The sequence below is a fragment of the Trinickia sp. HAY1-2D genome (assembly GCF_056754935.1).
This window is the reverse complement of the sequence record NZ_JBPGWX010000002.1, coordinates 2,221,086-2,236,412: the sequence shown is the minus strand read 5'-3', so window position 1 is coordinate 2,236,412 and position 15,327 is coordinate 2,221,086. Positions and strand designations below refer to the sequence as shown.

Sequence of the window (15,327 nt, the reverse complement as noted above, 5' to 3'; positions counted from 1 at the left end):
CGGTGCGGGACATGACGACATTCTCGATGGCGGATGCGCGCAACGACGAGAAGAACCTTTGGATCAGCTGGGACGAATACCACCGGCTGATCGAGATGCTCGCGCTCGCGGTGCACGATTCAGGATGGACATTCGACAAGATTCTGTGTCTCGCGCGTGGCGGCTTGCGTGTGGGCGATCAGCTCTCCCGCATCTACGATTTGCCGCTGGCCATTCTTGCGACGAGCTCGTACCGCGAGGCAGCGGGTACGCAGCAAGGCGAGCTCGACATCGCGCAGTACATCACGATGACGCGCGGCGAATTGTCGGGCAACGTGCTGCTCGTTGACGATCTCGTCGATTCGGGCGTGACGCTTGCCCGGGTTCAGCAACACCTGAAAGAGCGGTATCCGGCCGTGGCCGCCGTGCGCTCGGCTGTGCTCTGGTACAAGGGCTGCTCGCAGGTGAAGCCCGATTACTTCGTGCAGTACCTGCCAACGAACCCGTGGATCCATCAGCCGTTCGAGGAGTGGGACACCGTGCGCCCCCATAATCTTGCCGCGTGGATCAAACGCGGCACGGCCGGGTCGCCATCCGGCACATAACGTGCCCGGCGGCGAAAAATCGCGGATGCGGACGAGTCGCATGGCGGCGGAGTCGACCGACTCCGCTTTTTTGTATGTGCGCGCCGTGCAAGCACCGCTAGAATAGCGCTCGCTGCCCGCTGATCCGCTCTACATTTCTTCGCCTATGACTGATAACGGCCACGATCATATCCGCCAGCACTCCTTACCTGCGCTTGCTCTGGCCGCCATTGGCGTCGTATTTGGCGACATCGGCACGAGCCCGCTGTATGCGCTCAAAGAAGCATTCAGCGAGTCGCATGGCATTCCATTGACCGATGCGTCCATTCTTGGCGTTATTTCGCTGCTTTTCTGGGCGATAGTCGTTGTCGTCTCGATCAAATACGTCCTGTTCGTCATGCGGGCCGATAACAACGGCGAGGGCGGTGTGCTCGCGCTGATGGCGCTCTCGCTTCGGCCGTTTACGAGCAAGGGACGGACATCGTCCACCTTGTTGATGCTCGGCATCTTCGGCGCTTGCATGTTCTATGGCGATGCGGTCATCACGCCGGCTATTTCGGTCATGTCCGCGGTCGAAGGCCTCGAGGTTGCCACACCGCAGCTTTCGCATCTCGTCATACCGATCACGATCGTGATCCTCATCGCACTGTTCTGGATTCAGCGGCACGGCACCTCGCTGGTCGGCAAGCTCTTCGGGCCGATCATGATCGTTTGGTTCATCACGCTAGCCGTGCTCGGTGTGGCGCATGTGATTCGCGAACCCGGCATCATCGCCGCGCTCAATCCGTACTACGCGATGACATTCATGAGCCGTCATCTTCTGCAGGCCTATGTGGTGCTCGGCTCGGTGTTTCTCGTACTGACGGGTGCCGAGGCACTGTATGCCGATATGGGCCATTTCGGCGCGAAGCCGATCCGCGTGGGCTGGTATTGCATCGTCATGCCTTCGCTCGTACTGAACTACTTTGGGCAGGGCGCGCTGCTCATGCACGATCATAGTGCGCTCGCGAATCCGTTCTTTCTCATGGCGCCCGACTGGGCCACGCTGCCGCTCGTCGTACTCTCCACCATCGCAACGGTCATTGCTTCGCAGGCAGTCATTTCAGGTGCTTATTCGCTTACGAGCCAGGCTATTCAGCTCGGCTACGTTCCTCGCATGAAGATCCTCCATACGTCGGATCTTGCAATCGGTCAGATTTATGTTCCCGTCGTGAACTGGATGCTGCTCTTCGTGATTCTGATGATCGTCATCGGGTTCAAGAGCTCCGATAATCTCGCGGCGGCATACGGCATCGCCGTCACGACGACGATGGTCATTACGACCGTGCTGGCTTGCGTCGTGATGGTCAAAGTGTGGAACTGGAACAAGCTGCTCGTTGCGCTCATCATCGCAACCTTCATCGTCGTCGACCTCGCGTTTTTCGGTGCGAACCTGCTGAAGGTGGCCGAGGGCGGCTGGCTGCCGCTCGGCATCGGCGCATTGCTCTTCTTCCTGCTGATGACTTGGCACAAGGGGCGGTTGCTCGTCAAGGAGCGTACCGCCGCTGACGGCATCCCGCTCGCGCCGTTCCTGCAGGGCTTGCTTGCGCACCCGCCGCATCGGGTCTCGGGCACGGCGATCTACTTGACGGGCAGCGATACGCTCGTGCCCGTCAGCCTGCTGCACAACCTCAAGCACAACAAGGTGCTGCATGAGCGCACGCTGTTTCTGACATTCGTCACGCGCGACATCCCATACGTCAAGGACGACGAGCGCGTCGCGATCAAAGACGAGGGCGGCGGCTTGTTCATGGTGAAGGCCGCTTACGGGTTCAACGAAACGCCCGACGTGAAAGCGGTGCTGTCGGAAATCAGCAGGCTGTACGGAATGACGTTCGAACTCATGGATACGTCGTTTTTCCTCGCCCGCGAAACGGTTGTGCCGACACAGTTGCCCGGCATGTCGATTCTGCGCGAGCGCGTGTTCGCCTGGATGCACCAGAACGCGGCCAAGCCCACGGACTTCTTCAGTATTCCGGCCAATCGGGTCGTCGAGTTGGGCACGAAGATCGAGATTTGAGCGGCGGCTTGCCCGACGCCGAAGGCGGCGCGGGCTCATATGCAAAAATGCCCGTGTCTGGCTTCGACACGGGCATTTTCCGTTAGGCGCCGCGCGGGACGCGGCGCTCTTCCTGAGCGCGTCAGCGCGGCTTCAATTTCGCGAATGCTGCCGCCATCGCGCCGGCGGGTTGCTCGTCGCGGGTACGCTGGCCACGCATGCCCGCGTTGCGTCCGTTGCCGTTCGCCTGGCCTGCGCCGCGCTCGCCGGTCGGGCCGCCGCTGCGCACGGGAGCCGCATCGTCGGCCAGCCGCATCGTCAGCGCGATGCGCTGACGCTTCACATCCACATCGAGGACCTTGACCTTCACGACCTGGCCGGCTTTTACGACTTCGTGCGGATCCTTCACGAATTTGGTCGACAGGGCCGAGACGTGCACGAGGCCGTCCTGATGCACACCGATATCGACGAACGCCCCAAACGCCGCGACGTTCGTCACGACGCCTTCGAGGACCATGCCCGGTACGAGATCGGAGATCTTCTCGACGCCTTCGCGGAAGGTGGCGGTCTTGAACTCGGGGCGCGGGTCGCGCCCGGGCTTCTCGAGCTCAGCGAGGATATCGCGTATGGTCGGCAAGCCGAAGCGCTCGTCGACGAACTCGGTCGGGCTTAGACCGGCGAGGGCCTCGCGATTGCCGAGCACCACGTCGATGTCCTTGCGAATCTTCGCGAGAATCCGTTCGACGACGGGGTAGGCCTCGGGGTGCACCGACGATCGATCGAGCGGATTTTCGCCACCGTTGATACGCAGGAAACCGGCTGCGAGCTCGTAGGTCTTGTCGCCAAGACGCGGAACCTTGCGCAGATGCTCTCGCGATGCAAAGGGACCGTTGGCATCGCGGAACTCGACGATGTTGCGAGCGAGCGTGGCATTCAGGCCCGAGACACGAGCGAGCAGGGCGATCGAGGCGGTATTCGCATCGACCCCGACCGCGTTCACGCAGTCTTCGACAACGGCATCGAGCGAGCGGGCGAGTTCGCGCTGATTGACGTCATGCTGGTATTGGCCGACTCCGATCGCTTTCGGCTCGATCTTGACGAGTTCGGCGAGCGGATCCTGCAGACGGCGGGCAATCGAGACGGCACCGCGCAGCGAGACATCGAGGTCGGGGAATTCCTTGGCCGCCAGCTCCGAGGCCGAGTAGACCGACGCACCTGCCTCGGATACGACGATTTTCTGAAGCTTCAGCTCGGGATGGCGGCTGATGAGCTCGCTCGCCAATTTATCGGTCTCGCGCGACGCCGTGCCATTACCGATGCTGATCAGCTCCGCTTGCGTTTGGGCGGCAAGGCGCGCAAGTTTCGCCAGCGAGCCGTCCCAGTCCCGGCGCGGCTCGTGCGGGTAGATCGTATCCGTTGCGAGCACCTTGCCGGTCCGGTCGACGACCGCGACTTTCACGCCCGTACGCAGCCCCGGATCGAGCCCGATCACGGCCTTGGGGCCGGCTGGCGCGGCCAGCAACAGGTCTTTGAGATTGCGGGCGAAAACGCGAATGGCTTCATGCTCCGCGGTTTCGCGCAGCTGGGTCAGCAGTTCGTTCTCGAGATGGGGCTGGACTTTCACGCGCCAGCACCAGCGGCAGACATCGGCGAGCCATTTGTCGGCCGCGCGCCCCTGGTTCGCGATGCCGACGTGACGCGCGATCATGGCTTCGCATGGGTGCGGCACTTCGGCGTCGAGTTCAGCGCCGAGCCCGAGCTTGACCATCAGGATGCCGGCGTTGCGCCCACGGAAAAGCGCCAGCGCGCGGTGCGACGGCACGGTTTTCAGCGTCTCGGAGTAGTCGTAGTAGTCGCGGAACTTCTCGCCTTCTTCGTTCTCCTTGCCGGCGACGACCGTCGACGAAACGATGCCGCGCTCTTGCAGGTATTCACGCAGCCTGCCGAGCAGCTCGGCGCGCTCTCCGAACTGCTCGGACAGAATGTCGCGCGCGCCGTCGAGTGCGGCCTTGACGTCCGCCACGCCTTTTTCGGCATCGACATACCGGGCGGCTTCCTGTTGCGGATCGAGCCGCGGGTCCTCGAGCAGCGCCTGCGCAAGCGGCTCCAGCCCGGCTTCGCGCGCAATTTGCGCGCGCGTGCGGCGCTTCGGCTTATAGGGCAGATACAGGTCTTCGAGCGTTTGCTTGCTGTCGGCCGCGACGATCGCGGTGTGCAACTCGTCGGTCAGCTTGCCTTGCTCTTCGATGCTCGCGAGGATGGTGGCGCGGCGCTCTTCCATCTCGCGCAGGTAAAGCAGCCGCTCTTCGAGGTGACGAAGCTGCGTATCGTCGAGATTGCCGGTGACTTCCTTGCGGTAGCGCGCGATGAACGGGACGGTTGCGCCTTCGTCGAGCAGTTGTACGGCAGCTGCGACCTGGCGCGGCTGAACGGTCAATTCGGTGGCGATGCGCTGTACGATCTTGAGTGCTACGGTGTCCGTCATAGAGGCGTTGGGCTGCAGGGCCGTGCGGGCCGCGCCGAGCCGCGTGAAACGGGGCCGAAATAGGTCCGAAGCAGCTGCGGGGCGGGTGCGAGGCCGGGTTGCTGGAGCGGCGCATTTTGCCATAAATGATCGGCGGCGAATCCCCGAGTGTTAGAATTTCGCTCATGTTCCAGTCCCTGTCCAACACGTTGCAGACCTCCCGTTTTCCCGCCTTCGTGCGCGCTGCCGGATTGGCCGCGGCGATCGTCGTTTGTCCGCTGGCGCTGGCGGCGCAACCGTCGGTGGCCGAAGGGCCTTCCGCGGGTGCTTCGGCGCAACGCGTCGATGGGACGGCAGGCAAGCCCGAGGCGCAAGCCTCGGCGAATGCCGCAGCCACGAGCGATTTCGACGCGCGTCAAAAGGCGCTCGATGAACGCGGGGCTCAGAACGATTACGCGTACGGCGTGGCCGTGCACGATTGCTATTCGAAATTCTTCGTGAACGCGTGCCTCGGGCGCGCGCGCGACAAGATGCGCACCGTGCAGGCCCGCATCCAGGCCGAGCAGCTCGCGCTCAACGGCGAGCGGCGCGCGGCGCACGCGCAGGAGCGGGATCAGCGCGAGGCCTTGAAGGCGGCGAGCGACGCCGCCGACGCGCCGCAACGGGCCGCGGCGGATGCGCGCAATGCGCAGGCGTTCGAGGAAAGGCAGCGCCAGCATGCGCTCGACGAGGCGCGCCGCGGGGCGCAGGCGCCGGAGCGTGCCGCGAATCAGGCTGCGTACGATCGCAAACAGGCCGACTATCAGCGCAAGCTCGACGATGCGCGGCGCCAGGCGGCGCAAGATGCGCGCGAGCGCGCCGAGCGCGCGCAGCGCTTCGAACAGAAGCAGACGGATGCCGCGCAGCACAAGGCGGACGTCGAGGCGCGCCAGAAGCAGGCGGCGCAAAAAGCGCAGGAAAAACAGCAGGAGCAGTTGCAGCAGCAGGAGCAGCAAAAGCAGTTGCAAAAGGAGCAGCAGGAGAGCGACTGACGCGACGCGTTTTTGCTGGACGGCAACCTCAGGTGAAGACCGCCGCGAGGCGGGCGAGCGCCTATCGACCGAGGAGGCGGACCATGCGCGGCCATCACGCGATCACCACGAACGCTTTACGCGACCGCATCGTGCAGTTGGAGTGGGAGCATAGTGAACTCGATCGCATGATCGACAGACTGTCGGACTCATCGGATATTTCGGACCTCGAGCTGCGGCGCCTGAAAAAGCGCAAGCTCAAGGTCAAAGACAACATCATGCTGCTGCAATTGCAGCTTGAACCGGACAAGCACGCATGAGCGACCGTCGGGCGGGCGCCGGCGCTGTGACTTGACGCCGGACGGAGCAGGAATCGCTTGCCTTGAATTCATCGCCGGATCAATCTTCGAACGCCGCGGGGCGCACCGGTGCACCGCAGCGAGACACTTCCATCGCATTGAGCGCGAAGCGCGGGACCGAGCTGGACGCGATTTTCGCGGCCGACGGTGTGCTCGCCCGCGCCATCGACGGCTATAGGCCGCGAGCATCCCAGATCGAAATGGCGCGCGCCGTGGCGGCGACGATGGAAGCGTCGGCTCGCGCGCTGCCCGAGCCGGCGATGTTCGAGTTGCAGCGCCGACCGGCGAGGCGGCTCTCGGGCGAGGGCAACCCGCAAGGTCAAGACCCAGGCAAAGTCGACGAGACCGGCAGCGTTTCGCACGGAGAAGACAGCGGCGAGAACACGCTGATCGTCGAGGCGGGCACGGGTACGGGGAAGACCTTTGCCTACCTCGTCCCCGCGATGCTCTGGGGCGGCAAGGTCGTCATTTCGACCGGTACGAAGCACTTGCAAGACCAGCTCTTCGCGCGCGACATTCCGACCGTCCGCGACGCACTCGCGGTACCGGTCAGCGTCGCCATGCTCAAGGGGCGCGCCAACTACCTGTGCCACTACTACCTGCAGCGTACCGCGGATAACGGGCGGCTGCCTTCGCGGCAGGAGACGGCCTATTTGCAGGACATCGTCCGCTTCGCGAAGATCACGAAGTCCGGCGACAAGGCGGAGCTCGCGAGCGTGCCGGAGACGGCTCAGGTCTGGTCGATGGTGACTTCCACGCGCGAAAACTGCCTCGGGCAGGAGTGTCCGAACTACAAGGACTGCTTCGTCATGCAGGCGCGCCGCGAGGCGCAGCAGGCCGATATCGTCGTCGTGAACCACCATCTATTTTTCGCCGACATCATGTTGCGCGATACCGGCATGGCCGAGCTGTTGCCGACAGCCAATACGATCGTCTTCGACGAAGCGCATCAATTGCCGGAAACGGCCACCTTGTTTTTCGGCGAAACGCTTTCCACGGCGCAATTGCTCGAGCTCGCGCGCGACACGGTCGCCGAAGGGCTCGTCCATGCGCGCGATGCCGTGGAATGGGTCAAGCTCGGCGCCGCGCTCGAGCGCGCAGCGCGCGACGTCCGGCTAACCTTCAGGGACGATTCGCTGCGAGTCTCGGCAGCCCAGCTCGGCGAGACCCATCCGCTTTATGCGGCGCTCGATGCACTGGATGCGGCGCTCGAGACGCTGGCTCAGGCGCTGGCTGCACAGGCCGAGCGCGCCGAATCGCTCGGTGCCTGCCTGCGGCGCGCCCGTGAATTGCAGGATCAATTGGCGCGCTGGATCGCTGCGCCGAGGCCTGCAGCCGACGCTGAACGAGCCGCTTCGGCGAGCCCTGAGCCGAGAGCCGCGTCCGAGAATACCGACGATCGTATTCACTGGGTCGAGGTGTTCTCGCACAGCGTTCAATTGCACGAGACCCCGCTTTCGGTTGCGCCCATTTTCGCGAAGCAGCGCGCAGGGGTACCGAGGGCATGGATCTTTACGTCGGCGACGCTTTCCGTACGCGGCGATTTCACCCACTATGCGGCGCAGATGGGTCTCGATGCCAAGCGCTCGATGACGTTGCCGAGTCCGTTCGACTACGGCACGCAAGGGCTGCTTTATGTACCGCGCAATTTGCCGCAACCGTCGTCGCCGGCGTTTACCGATGCCGTCTTCGATGCGGCGCTGCCAGCCATCGAAGCGGCCGGCGGGGGCGTCTTCGTGCTTTGCACGACGCTGCGCGCGGTCGATCGCATCGCGGCCAAGCTGCGCGACGTCATCGAGACACGTGGCTGGTCGACGCCGCTATTGACTCAGGGGGATGCGAGCCGTACGGAACTGCTCGACCGTTTCCGTGCGTACGGCAATGCGATTCTCGTGGGCAGTCAAAGCTTCTGGGAGGGCGTCGATGTGCGCGGCGACGCGCTGTCGCTCGTCGTCATCGATAAGTTGCCTTTCGCGCCACCCGACGACCCGGTGTTGTCGGCGAGGCTCGATGTCCTGACGAAGAAAGGTTTGAGCCCGTTCGCGGTCCATCAGGTACCGCAGGCCGTGATTACCCTGAAGCAAGGGGCGGGGCGGCTCATTCGGGCGGAAACCGATCGGGGCGTGTTGATGATCTGCGACACGCGCCTCGTCGAGAAGCCCTATGGCAAACGCATTTGGCAGAGCCTGCCGCCGTTCAAGCGGACGCGTGAAATCGAAGTCGTGCGGGAGTTCTTTGCCGAGCGAACGCAGGATGCCGTACGCGACGCCGAAGCGTCATAGCCCTGCCGGCATTGCCGGATCGCTCGGTTGCATTCATCCGATATACGCGGGGGGAGCGCGCCGCGTTGACGCGGCGGCGCTCGTTTCGTCCCCGCGTGAATCTCACCAGATCTGCCACCAGGCCTTCTTCGTACCCGGACGCGGGCGACCCGTGATGTAGGGGCTGTCGGGGAACGTTGCCGCCAGCACCCGGCGCGAATCTTCGGCGAGCTGCGGCTCATTGAGCTTGGTGTACGACAGCATCATCAAATGCAGCGCATCTTCGATCGCGGGCGCGTTCTTGTATTCCTTGATCGCCCGCTGAGCACGGTTGATCGAAGCGACATAGGCGCCGCGCCGGTAGTAGTAGTCGGCCGCATGGACTTCGTACGAGGCGAGCGCATTGACGATATAACGCATGCGCGCCGCCGCATCGGGGGCGTATTTGCTATCGGGATATTTGTCGACGACGATCTTGAACGCGTCATACGACTCGCGCAGCGATTTCGGATCGCGTTCGCTCATGTCCTGCCCGGAGAATCGTCCGAACAGGCCGAGATCGTCATTGAAGTGGATCATCCCTTTCAGGTAGTACGCGTACGCGATATCGGGATGATCGGGGTGCAGCTTGATGAAGCGGTCGATAGCCTGATCGGCCGCCGCCGCTTCGTTGTCCTTCCAGTTGCAGTACGCAACGTTGATCTGAGCTTGTTGCGCGAAGTGGCCGAACGGATCGCGGCCTTGCAGCGCTTCGAAGTATTTCGCGCACTTGCCCCAGTCGCCACCCGTGAGGGCGTCTTGCGCCTCCGAGTATAATTTGTTGTTCGACCAGGTCACCGTCTCGTCGGTCTTTTGGGGCAGGCCGTGGCAACCCGTCACGATCAATGCGGCAGCCGCCAGCGAGAGGCTCGCTGCCGCGGGCCGGGCGACGCGCCGGGCGGTGCTTTCGAGTGCGTGCCCGGCCGCGCGAATGGCCGATCGCATCATGGTGTTCGAGGCTTGCCGCATTTCTCCATGCTTCCTAGCTATCAGTCTCACTCAGTGACCCAGTTTTAATGACCCGCAAAAGTCCTTCAGGCGCCGAGCCCGGCTCCAAAGATCGAAGCGCCGATTATAGCCGAAGCATTGACCGCGCCGACGCCCGCGGCGGTGCGCTCACCGACGGCGATCGCACGCGGCCGATGGCAAGCGTCGCCGCGCCGGCCCCGCGCAGCGCCTGCGTGCCGGCCGCGCTTGCCGGCGAACGGCTCGATAAAGTGCTCGCCCGGGTATTCCCCGAGTTTTCCCGCAGCCGGTTGCAAACGTGGGTGGAGGCCGGTCGCGTACGCGTGAACGGAATGCCGTCGAAGGTGCGGCAAGCGGTGCCGCTCGATGCGGTGATCGAGCTCGAGCCCGATCTGCTGCCCGAGCAACTGGCTTTTGCGCCCGAGCCGCTCGAACTCGATATCGTCTACGAGGACGATGCGCTCGTCGTCATCGACAAACCGGCTGGCCTCGTCGTTCATCCGGCCGCCGGCAATTGGAGCGGCACGATCCTGAACGGATTGCTGCATCGCTACGGCGAGGCCGCGGCCGGGCTGCCCCGGGCGGGGATCGTGCACCGGCTCGACAAGGACACCTCGGGACTGATGGTCGTCGCGCGCACGCTCGAAGCGCAGACCGACCTCGTTCGCCAACTGCAGGCGCGCACGGTCAAGCGGCGTTACGTCGCGTTGGTCTGGGGCGCAACGCCGGAAGAAGGTACGATCGACGCGCCGATCGGACGCGATCCGCGCGAGCGTACGCGTATGGCCGTGGTTGCGGGTGCGGCGGGCAAGCCCGCGCGCACGCATTTTCGCCGCATCGACGAAACGCTCTGGAACCGACAGCCCATTTCCGCGGTGCATTGCGATCTCGAGACGGGGCGCACGCATCAGATTCGCGTGCATTGCGCGCATATCGGGCATCCGCTGCTGGGCGATCCGCTTTACGGCAACGCGCGCGGCAGGCGTTCGACCATTCCGTTGCCGGATGGTTTTGCGCGCCAGGCGCTGCATGCGTGGCGTCTCGGGCTCATTCATCCGGCAACAGGGCGCGCAATGCAGTGGCGCGCCGAAGTGCCGGCCGATATGGCGGAGCTCGCACGGGAACTGGGATTCGGTGCCGAGGCCGAGGTGCCGCTCGATGCAACGGACGCCGGATTCGACGAGGCCTGGCAAGCGGGCGAGTCCGGCACGTTCGAGTTCGATGACGCCGACGATGACCTCGAGTGAGGTCCCGCCATGCGTAATCGCTAACGAAAACGACAAGGGAAGGCTCAGAATGGATCGCGCGGAATTGACGCAGGCCGATTGCGTGGTGCCCTCGTGGCAAGTATCTCCGCGTGTCCGGGCACTCGTGACGACGCGCGCGGGCGGCGTCAGTCTGCCGCCCTATGGACGCTTCGCCGAAGGCGTCGAGCAGCCTGGCGGCCTGAACCTTGGGTTGCATACCGGCGACGATCCGGCGCGGGTCGCGGAAAATCGCGCGCGGCTCGCGACGCTGACCGGCGCGCGCGTGGCCTGGCTCGATCAGGTCCACGGCGATGCGGTGGCGAGCGCGCAGGACGCGGTGGCAGCGGCGCAGCCCTTGCGCGCCGATGCGTGCGTCACGGCTGCGACGGGGCTGGCGTGTACGGTGATGGTGGCCGATTGTTTGCCGGTGCTGCTTTGCGATTCGGCAGGCCGCGCGGTGGGTGCCGCACACGCGGGGTGGCGAGGTCTGGCGGCCGGTGTGGTCGAAAAGGCGGCTGAGCGCGTCGCGCAGCTGGCCGGGGTTCCCACGGCTTCGTTGCATGCCTGGCTCGGTCCGGCCATCGGCCCGCGGGCTTTCGAGGTTGGCGCCGAGGTGCGCGATGCGTTCATGCAGGGTGCCGGCGATGCCCGAGACGCGGAGGCCACGGTGCGAGCGTTCGTACCCCGCGAGAACGCGCCGGGCAAGTATTGGGCGGATCTTTATGCGTTGGCGCGCTTACGGCTGGCCCGGCTCGGTCTGGCGCAAGTGGGCGGCGGCGGGGCGTGCACGGTCACGGAGCGCGAACGGTTCTACTCGTTTCGCCGCGACGGCAGGACCGGGCGCATGGCCGCGCTGATCTGGCTTGCCGATTGAGCGGAACGGCTGCAGCAATGCGCTGCACAAAGATGTAGTGCACAAACGCCGCTGGCGGTCCGTGCGCTGGCGGACGCCCGGCGACGACCGGCAGCGGCCGACGCATGCAACGCCAAGCCGGGCCGAAGGCTCGGCCCGATCAATCGATATCGGGAAAACGATAATAAAAAACTTATCGCGGTGCGGCAAAATCGGCCCAAGCATTGACATATTTTGCGCCTGGGAGACAGAATGGCCGCTCGCAAGGGTGAGCGCATGAAGGTCATGAGGGTTCGCCCCGACCGCGCTTCACACCCGCCTTTCAACCAGTCTTCCGAGACTCACCGGTCATAAGCGGGTATGTCTGCATCAAAACGTCCATCAGCTTCCTCTCATCCCGATCCCTCCTCGACGAGCGAGCAGCAGGCCGGAACCGGCCCCGCCGAGGCCCAGCGAATGTTCGATGCATGGATGAACGCGTGGCGCGCGTTCGCCGAGAAGATGCCGCGGCCGGGCGTGGGCCCAGCGGGCGCGGCCATGAACGGCACCGCGATGCCGTTCCCGTTCATGATGCCGCCGATGCCTGGGGCGGCGCCCGGAATGGGCAGTGCGGCCGCGCCGGCATTCGATACGCTGAAGCTGCCTGTCGCTTCGGTGCCGCCTGAGCGATTGCAGCAACTGCAGGCCGACTATTCGCGCGAGTGCCTCGAACTCATGAAGCAATTCGGCGCGCCCGGTCTGGCCGCGCCCGAATTGCCCGATCGGCGCTTTTCGTCCGACGCATGGAAATCGTCGCCGGCGTTCGCGTACATGGCTGCCTGGTATTTGCTCAACGCACGCTATCTGCAGGAGCTTGCCGAGGCGCTCGATACCGATCCGAAGACCCGCGAGCGCATTCGCTTCGCAGTCCAGCAGTGGACCGCGGCCACCTCGCCGAGCAACTTTCTCGCGCTCAATCCCGAAGCGCAAAAGACGCTGCTCGAAAGCCACGGCGAGAGCCTTCGCCAGGGCGTGATGAACCTGTTGTCCGATCTGCGGCGCGGGAAGATCTCGCAAAGCGACGAATCGCGCTTCGTGGTCGGCAAGAACCTCGCCTCGACGGAAGGTGCCGTCATCTTCGAAAACGAGCTGATGCAGCTCATCCAGTACAAGCCGCGTACCGAAAGCGTTTTCGAGCGGCCGCTCTTGATGGTGCCGCCGTGCATCAACAAGTACTACATCCTCGATCTGCAGCCCGAGAGCTCGCTCGTGGCGCATGCGCTCGAGTGCGGACACCAGGTCTATATGATCTCGTGGCGCAATCCGGATACGACGCTCGCGGCAAAGACCTGGGACGACTACATGACGGACGGCGTGCTCGCCGCGATCGAGGTGGTGAAGGCCGTCAGCGGGCGCGAGCAGATCAACACGTTCGGTTTTTGCATCGGCGGGACGATGATTGCGTCAGCGCTCGCCGTGCTCGCGGCACGCGGCGAGCACCCTGCGGCGTCGATGACGCTGCTCACGGCGATGCTCGATTTCTGCGACACGGGCGTGCTCGATGTCTTCGTCGACGAAGCGCATGTGCGCATGCGCGAGCAGACGATCGGTGGGGCGAACGGCACGCCGCCGGGCCTCATGCGCGGCATCGAGTTTGCCAACGCATTCTCGTTTCTGCGGCCGAACGACCTGGTCTGGAACTATGTCGTCGATAACTATCTGAAGGGCCGCACGCCGACCTCGTTCGATCTGCTTTATTGGAACAGCGACTCGACGAATTTGCCGGGGCCGATGTATGTCTGGTACCTGCGCAACACGTATCTGGAAAACAAGATGCGCGAGCCCGGGGCGCTGACCGTTTGCGGCGAGGCGCTCGATCTGTCGCGCATCGACGTACCCACGTTCATCTACGGTTCGCGAGACGACCACATCGTGCCGTGGCGGACTGCTTATGCGTCCGCGCCGCTGCTCACCGGTCCGAAGCGGTTCGTGCTCGGTGCGTCGGGCCACATCGCCGGCGTCATCAATCCGCCCGCGAAGGGCAAGCGCAGCTACTGGGCGCATGAGACGAAGGAGCGCGAGCTCGATGCCGATCCCGATGCATGGCTCGGTGCCGCCGTCGAAAAGCCCGGTAGTTGGTGGCCGGAATGGATCTCCTGGCTCGATCAATACGGCGGCAAGAAAGTGAAGCCCCGTGCGCAGCTCGGCTCGGCCGGTTATCCGGTCATCGAGCCGGCGCCGGGGCGCTATGTGCAACAGCGCGACTGACGCGCACTCGACGACGGGTATCGCGTCATGTTCGGCGCGATCGTTTTCAACTGGACGAGGTGCGGTTCTTTGAGCCGCCTCGCTCGAAGGAGCTTCAAATGACAGACGTAGTGATCGTATCGGCTGCCCGCACGGCGGTCGGCAAATTCGGCGGCTCGTTGGCGCGCATCGCGGCACCGGAGCTCGGCGCAACGGTGATCCGCGCGGTGCTGGAGCGCGCGGGCGTGAAGCCGGAGCAGATCAGCGAAGTGATCATGGGGCAGGTGCTGACGGCTGGCTCGGGTCAAAACCCGGCGCGCCAGTCGCTCATCAAGGCGGGACTACCCTCCGCGGTGCCCGGCATGACGATCAACAAGGTCTGCGGCTCGGGACTCAAGGCGGTGATGCTCGCCGCCAACGCGGTCATCGCGGGCGACGCGGACATCGTCGTGGCCGGCGGCCAGGAAAACATGAGTGCCGCGCCGCATGTGCTGCCGGGCTCGCGCGACGGTTTTCGCATGGGCGATGCGAAGCTCGTGGATTCCATGATCGTCGACGGCCTCTGGGACGTGTATAACCAGTACCACATGGGTGTCACCGCGGAGAATGTCGCCAAGGAGCACGGGATCACGCGTGAGGAGCAGGACAAGTTCGCGGCGCTCTCGCAAAACAAGGCCGAGGCGGCCCAGAAGGCGGGTCGGTTCGACGACGAGATCGTGCCGGTCGACATCCCTCAGCGTAAGGGCGAGCCCGTGCGCTTCACGACCGACGAGTTCGTGCGTCACGGCGTCACGGCGGAGTCGCTCGCGGGCCTGAAGCCGGCGTTTTCGAAGGAAGGCACGGTGACGGCCGCGAATGCATCGGGCCTGAACGACGGCGCGGCCGCGGTGCTCGTCATGTCGGCCAAAAAAGCCGAGGCGCTCGGGCTCACGCCGCTTGCGCGCATCAAGGCCTATGCCAACGCGGGCGTGGATCCGAAGGTAATGGGCATGGGTCCGGTGCCGGCATCGCGCCGGTGCCTCGAGCGCGCCGGCTGGTCGGTCGGCGATCTCGACCTCATGGAGATCAACGAGGCATTCGCGGCTCAGGCGCTTGCGGTTCACAAGCAAATGGGCTGGGATACGTCGAAGATCAATGTGAACGGCGGTGCGATCGCGATCGGTCACCCGATCGGAGCGTCCGGCTGCCGTATTCTCGTCACGCTGCTGCACGAGATGAAAAAGCGTGATGCGAAGCGGGGCCTCGCGTCGCTGTGTATCGGCGGTGGAATGGGCGTCGCGCTGGCCGTCGAGCGAGTCTGA

At 64.4% G+C, this 15,327-nt stretch carries 11 protein-coding genes; 9 read left to right on the top strand and 2 right to left on the bottom strand.

The window, feature by feature from the left end:
* Positions 1 to 11: 11 nt before the first annotated feature.
* Together ACR9ZC_RS17565 and ACR9ZC_RS17560 are read left to right on the top strand one after the other, a co-directional pair.
* Positions 12 to 584, top strand: coding sequence for a phosphoribosyltransferase (locus ACR9ZC_RS17565; protein WP_481581272.1), 573 nt, complete (start codon positions 12 to 14; stop codon positions 582 to 584).
* A 145-nt stretch (positions 585 to 729) separates the two neighbouring features.
* Positions 730 to 2,622: a potassium transporter Kup gene (locus tag ACR9ZC_RS17560; RefSeq protein WP_481581271.1), complete on the top strand. Its 1,893-nt coding sequence runs from the start codon at positions 730 to 732 to the stop codon at positions 2,620 to 2,622.
* Positions 2,623 to 2,743: 121 nt separating this feature from the next.
* Here the strand turns inward: ACR9ZC_RS17560 and ACR9ZC_RS17555 are convergent, their stop codons facing one another.
* Entirely contained in the window at positions 2,744 to 5,086 is a 2,343-nt protein-coding gene (locus ACR9ZC_RS17555; RefSeq protein ID WP_481581270.1) for a Tex family protein, read from the bottom strand.
* A 164-nt stretch (positions 5,087 to 5,250) separates the two neighbouring features.
* On the opposite strand from ACR9ZC_RS17555, the gene ACR9ZC_RS17550 reads away from it, so the two are divergent.
* The 3 genes from ACR9ZC_RS17550 to yoaA all read left to right on the top strand — a co-directional run bounded on the left by ACR9ZC_RS17550 (position 5,251) and on the right by yoaA (position 8,716).
* On the top strand, positions 5,251 to 6,096 hold the full coding sequence (locus ACR9ZC_RS17550; RefSeq protein ID WP_481581269.1) for a colicin transporter: 846 nt from the start codon (positions 5,251 to 5,253) through the stop codon (positions 6,094 to 6,096).
* An 83-nt stretch (positions 6,097 to 6,179) separates the two neighbouring features.
* A complete protein-coding gene (locus tag ACR9ZC_RS17545) occupies positions 6,180 to 6,395 on the top strand; it encodes a DUF465 domain-containing protein (RefSeq protein ID WP_331569766.1) in 216 nt (71 codons plus the stop codon).
* 62 nt (positions 6,396 to 6,457) lie between these two features.
* Positions 6,458 to 8,716: a DNA repair helicase YoaA gene (gene yoaA, locus ACR9ZC_RS17540; protein ID WP_481581268.1), complete on the top strand. Its 2,259-nt coding sequence runs from the start codon at positions 6,458 to 6,460 to the stop codon at positions 8,714 to 8,716.
* Between the two features lie 102 nt (positions 8,717 to 8,818).
* On the opposite strand, the gene ACR9ZC_RS17535 is transcribed toward yoaA, so the two are convergent.
* Complete coding sequence (locus ACR9ZC_RS17535; protein WP_481582703.1) at positions 8,819 to 9,679, bottom strand: outer membrane protein assembly factor BamD; 861 nt, start codon at positions 9,677 to 9,679, stop codon at positions 8,819 to 8,821.
* Positions 9,680 to 9,750: 71 nt separating this feature from the next.
* On the opposite strand from ACR9ZC_RS17535, the gene ACR9ZC_RS17530 reads away from it, so the two are divergent.
* From ACR9ZC_RS17530 to ACR9ZC_RS17515, 4 genes are all read left to right on the top strand, one after another.
* Positions 9,751 to 10,947, top strand: a complete 1,197-nt coding sequence (locus ACR9ZC_RS17530; RefSeq protein ID WP_481581267.1) for an RluA family pseudouridine synthase — start codon at positions 9,751 to 9,753, stop codon at positions 10,945 to 10,947.
* Positions 10,948 to 10,996: 49 nt separating this feature from the next.
* Positions 10,997 to 11,821, top strand: a complete 825-nt coding sequence (gene pgeF / locus ACR9ZC_RS17525) for a peptidoglycan editing factor PgeF (RefSeq protein ID WP_481581266.1) — start codon at positions 10,997 to 10,999, stop codon at positions 11,819 to 11,821.
* A gap of 480 nt (positions 11,822 to 12,301) precedes the next feature.
* The gene (gene phaC / locus ACR9ZC_RS17520; protein ID WP_481582702.1) at positions 12,302 to 14,047 is read left to right on the top strand and encodes a class I poly(R)-hydroxyalkanoic acid synthase; all 1,746 of its coding nucleotides are present in this window, start codon (positions 12,302 to 12,304) and stop codon (positions 14,045 to 14,047) included.
* A 98-nt stretch (positions 14,048 to 14,145) separates the two neighbouring features.
* Positions 14,146 to 15,327, top strand: a complete 1,182-nt coding sequence (locus ACR9ZC_RS17515; protein ID WP_481581265.1) for an acetyl-CoA C-acetyltransferase — start codon at positions 14,146 to 14,148, stop codon at positions 15,325 to 15,327.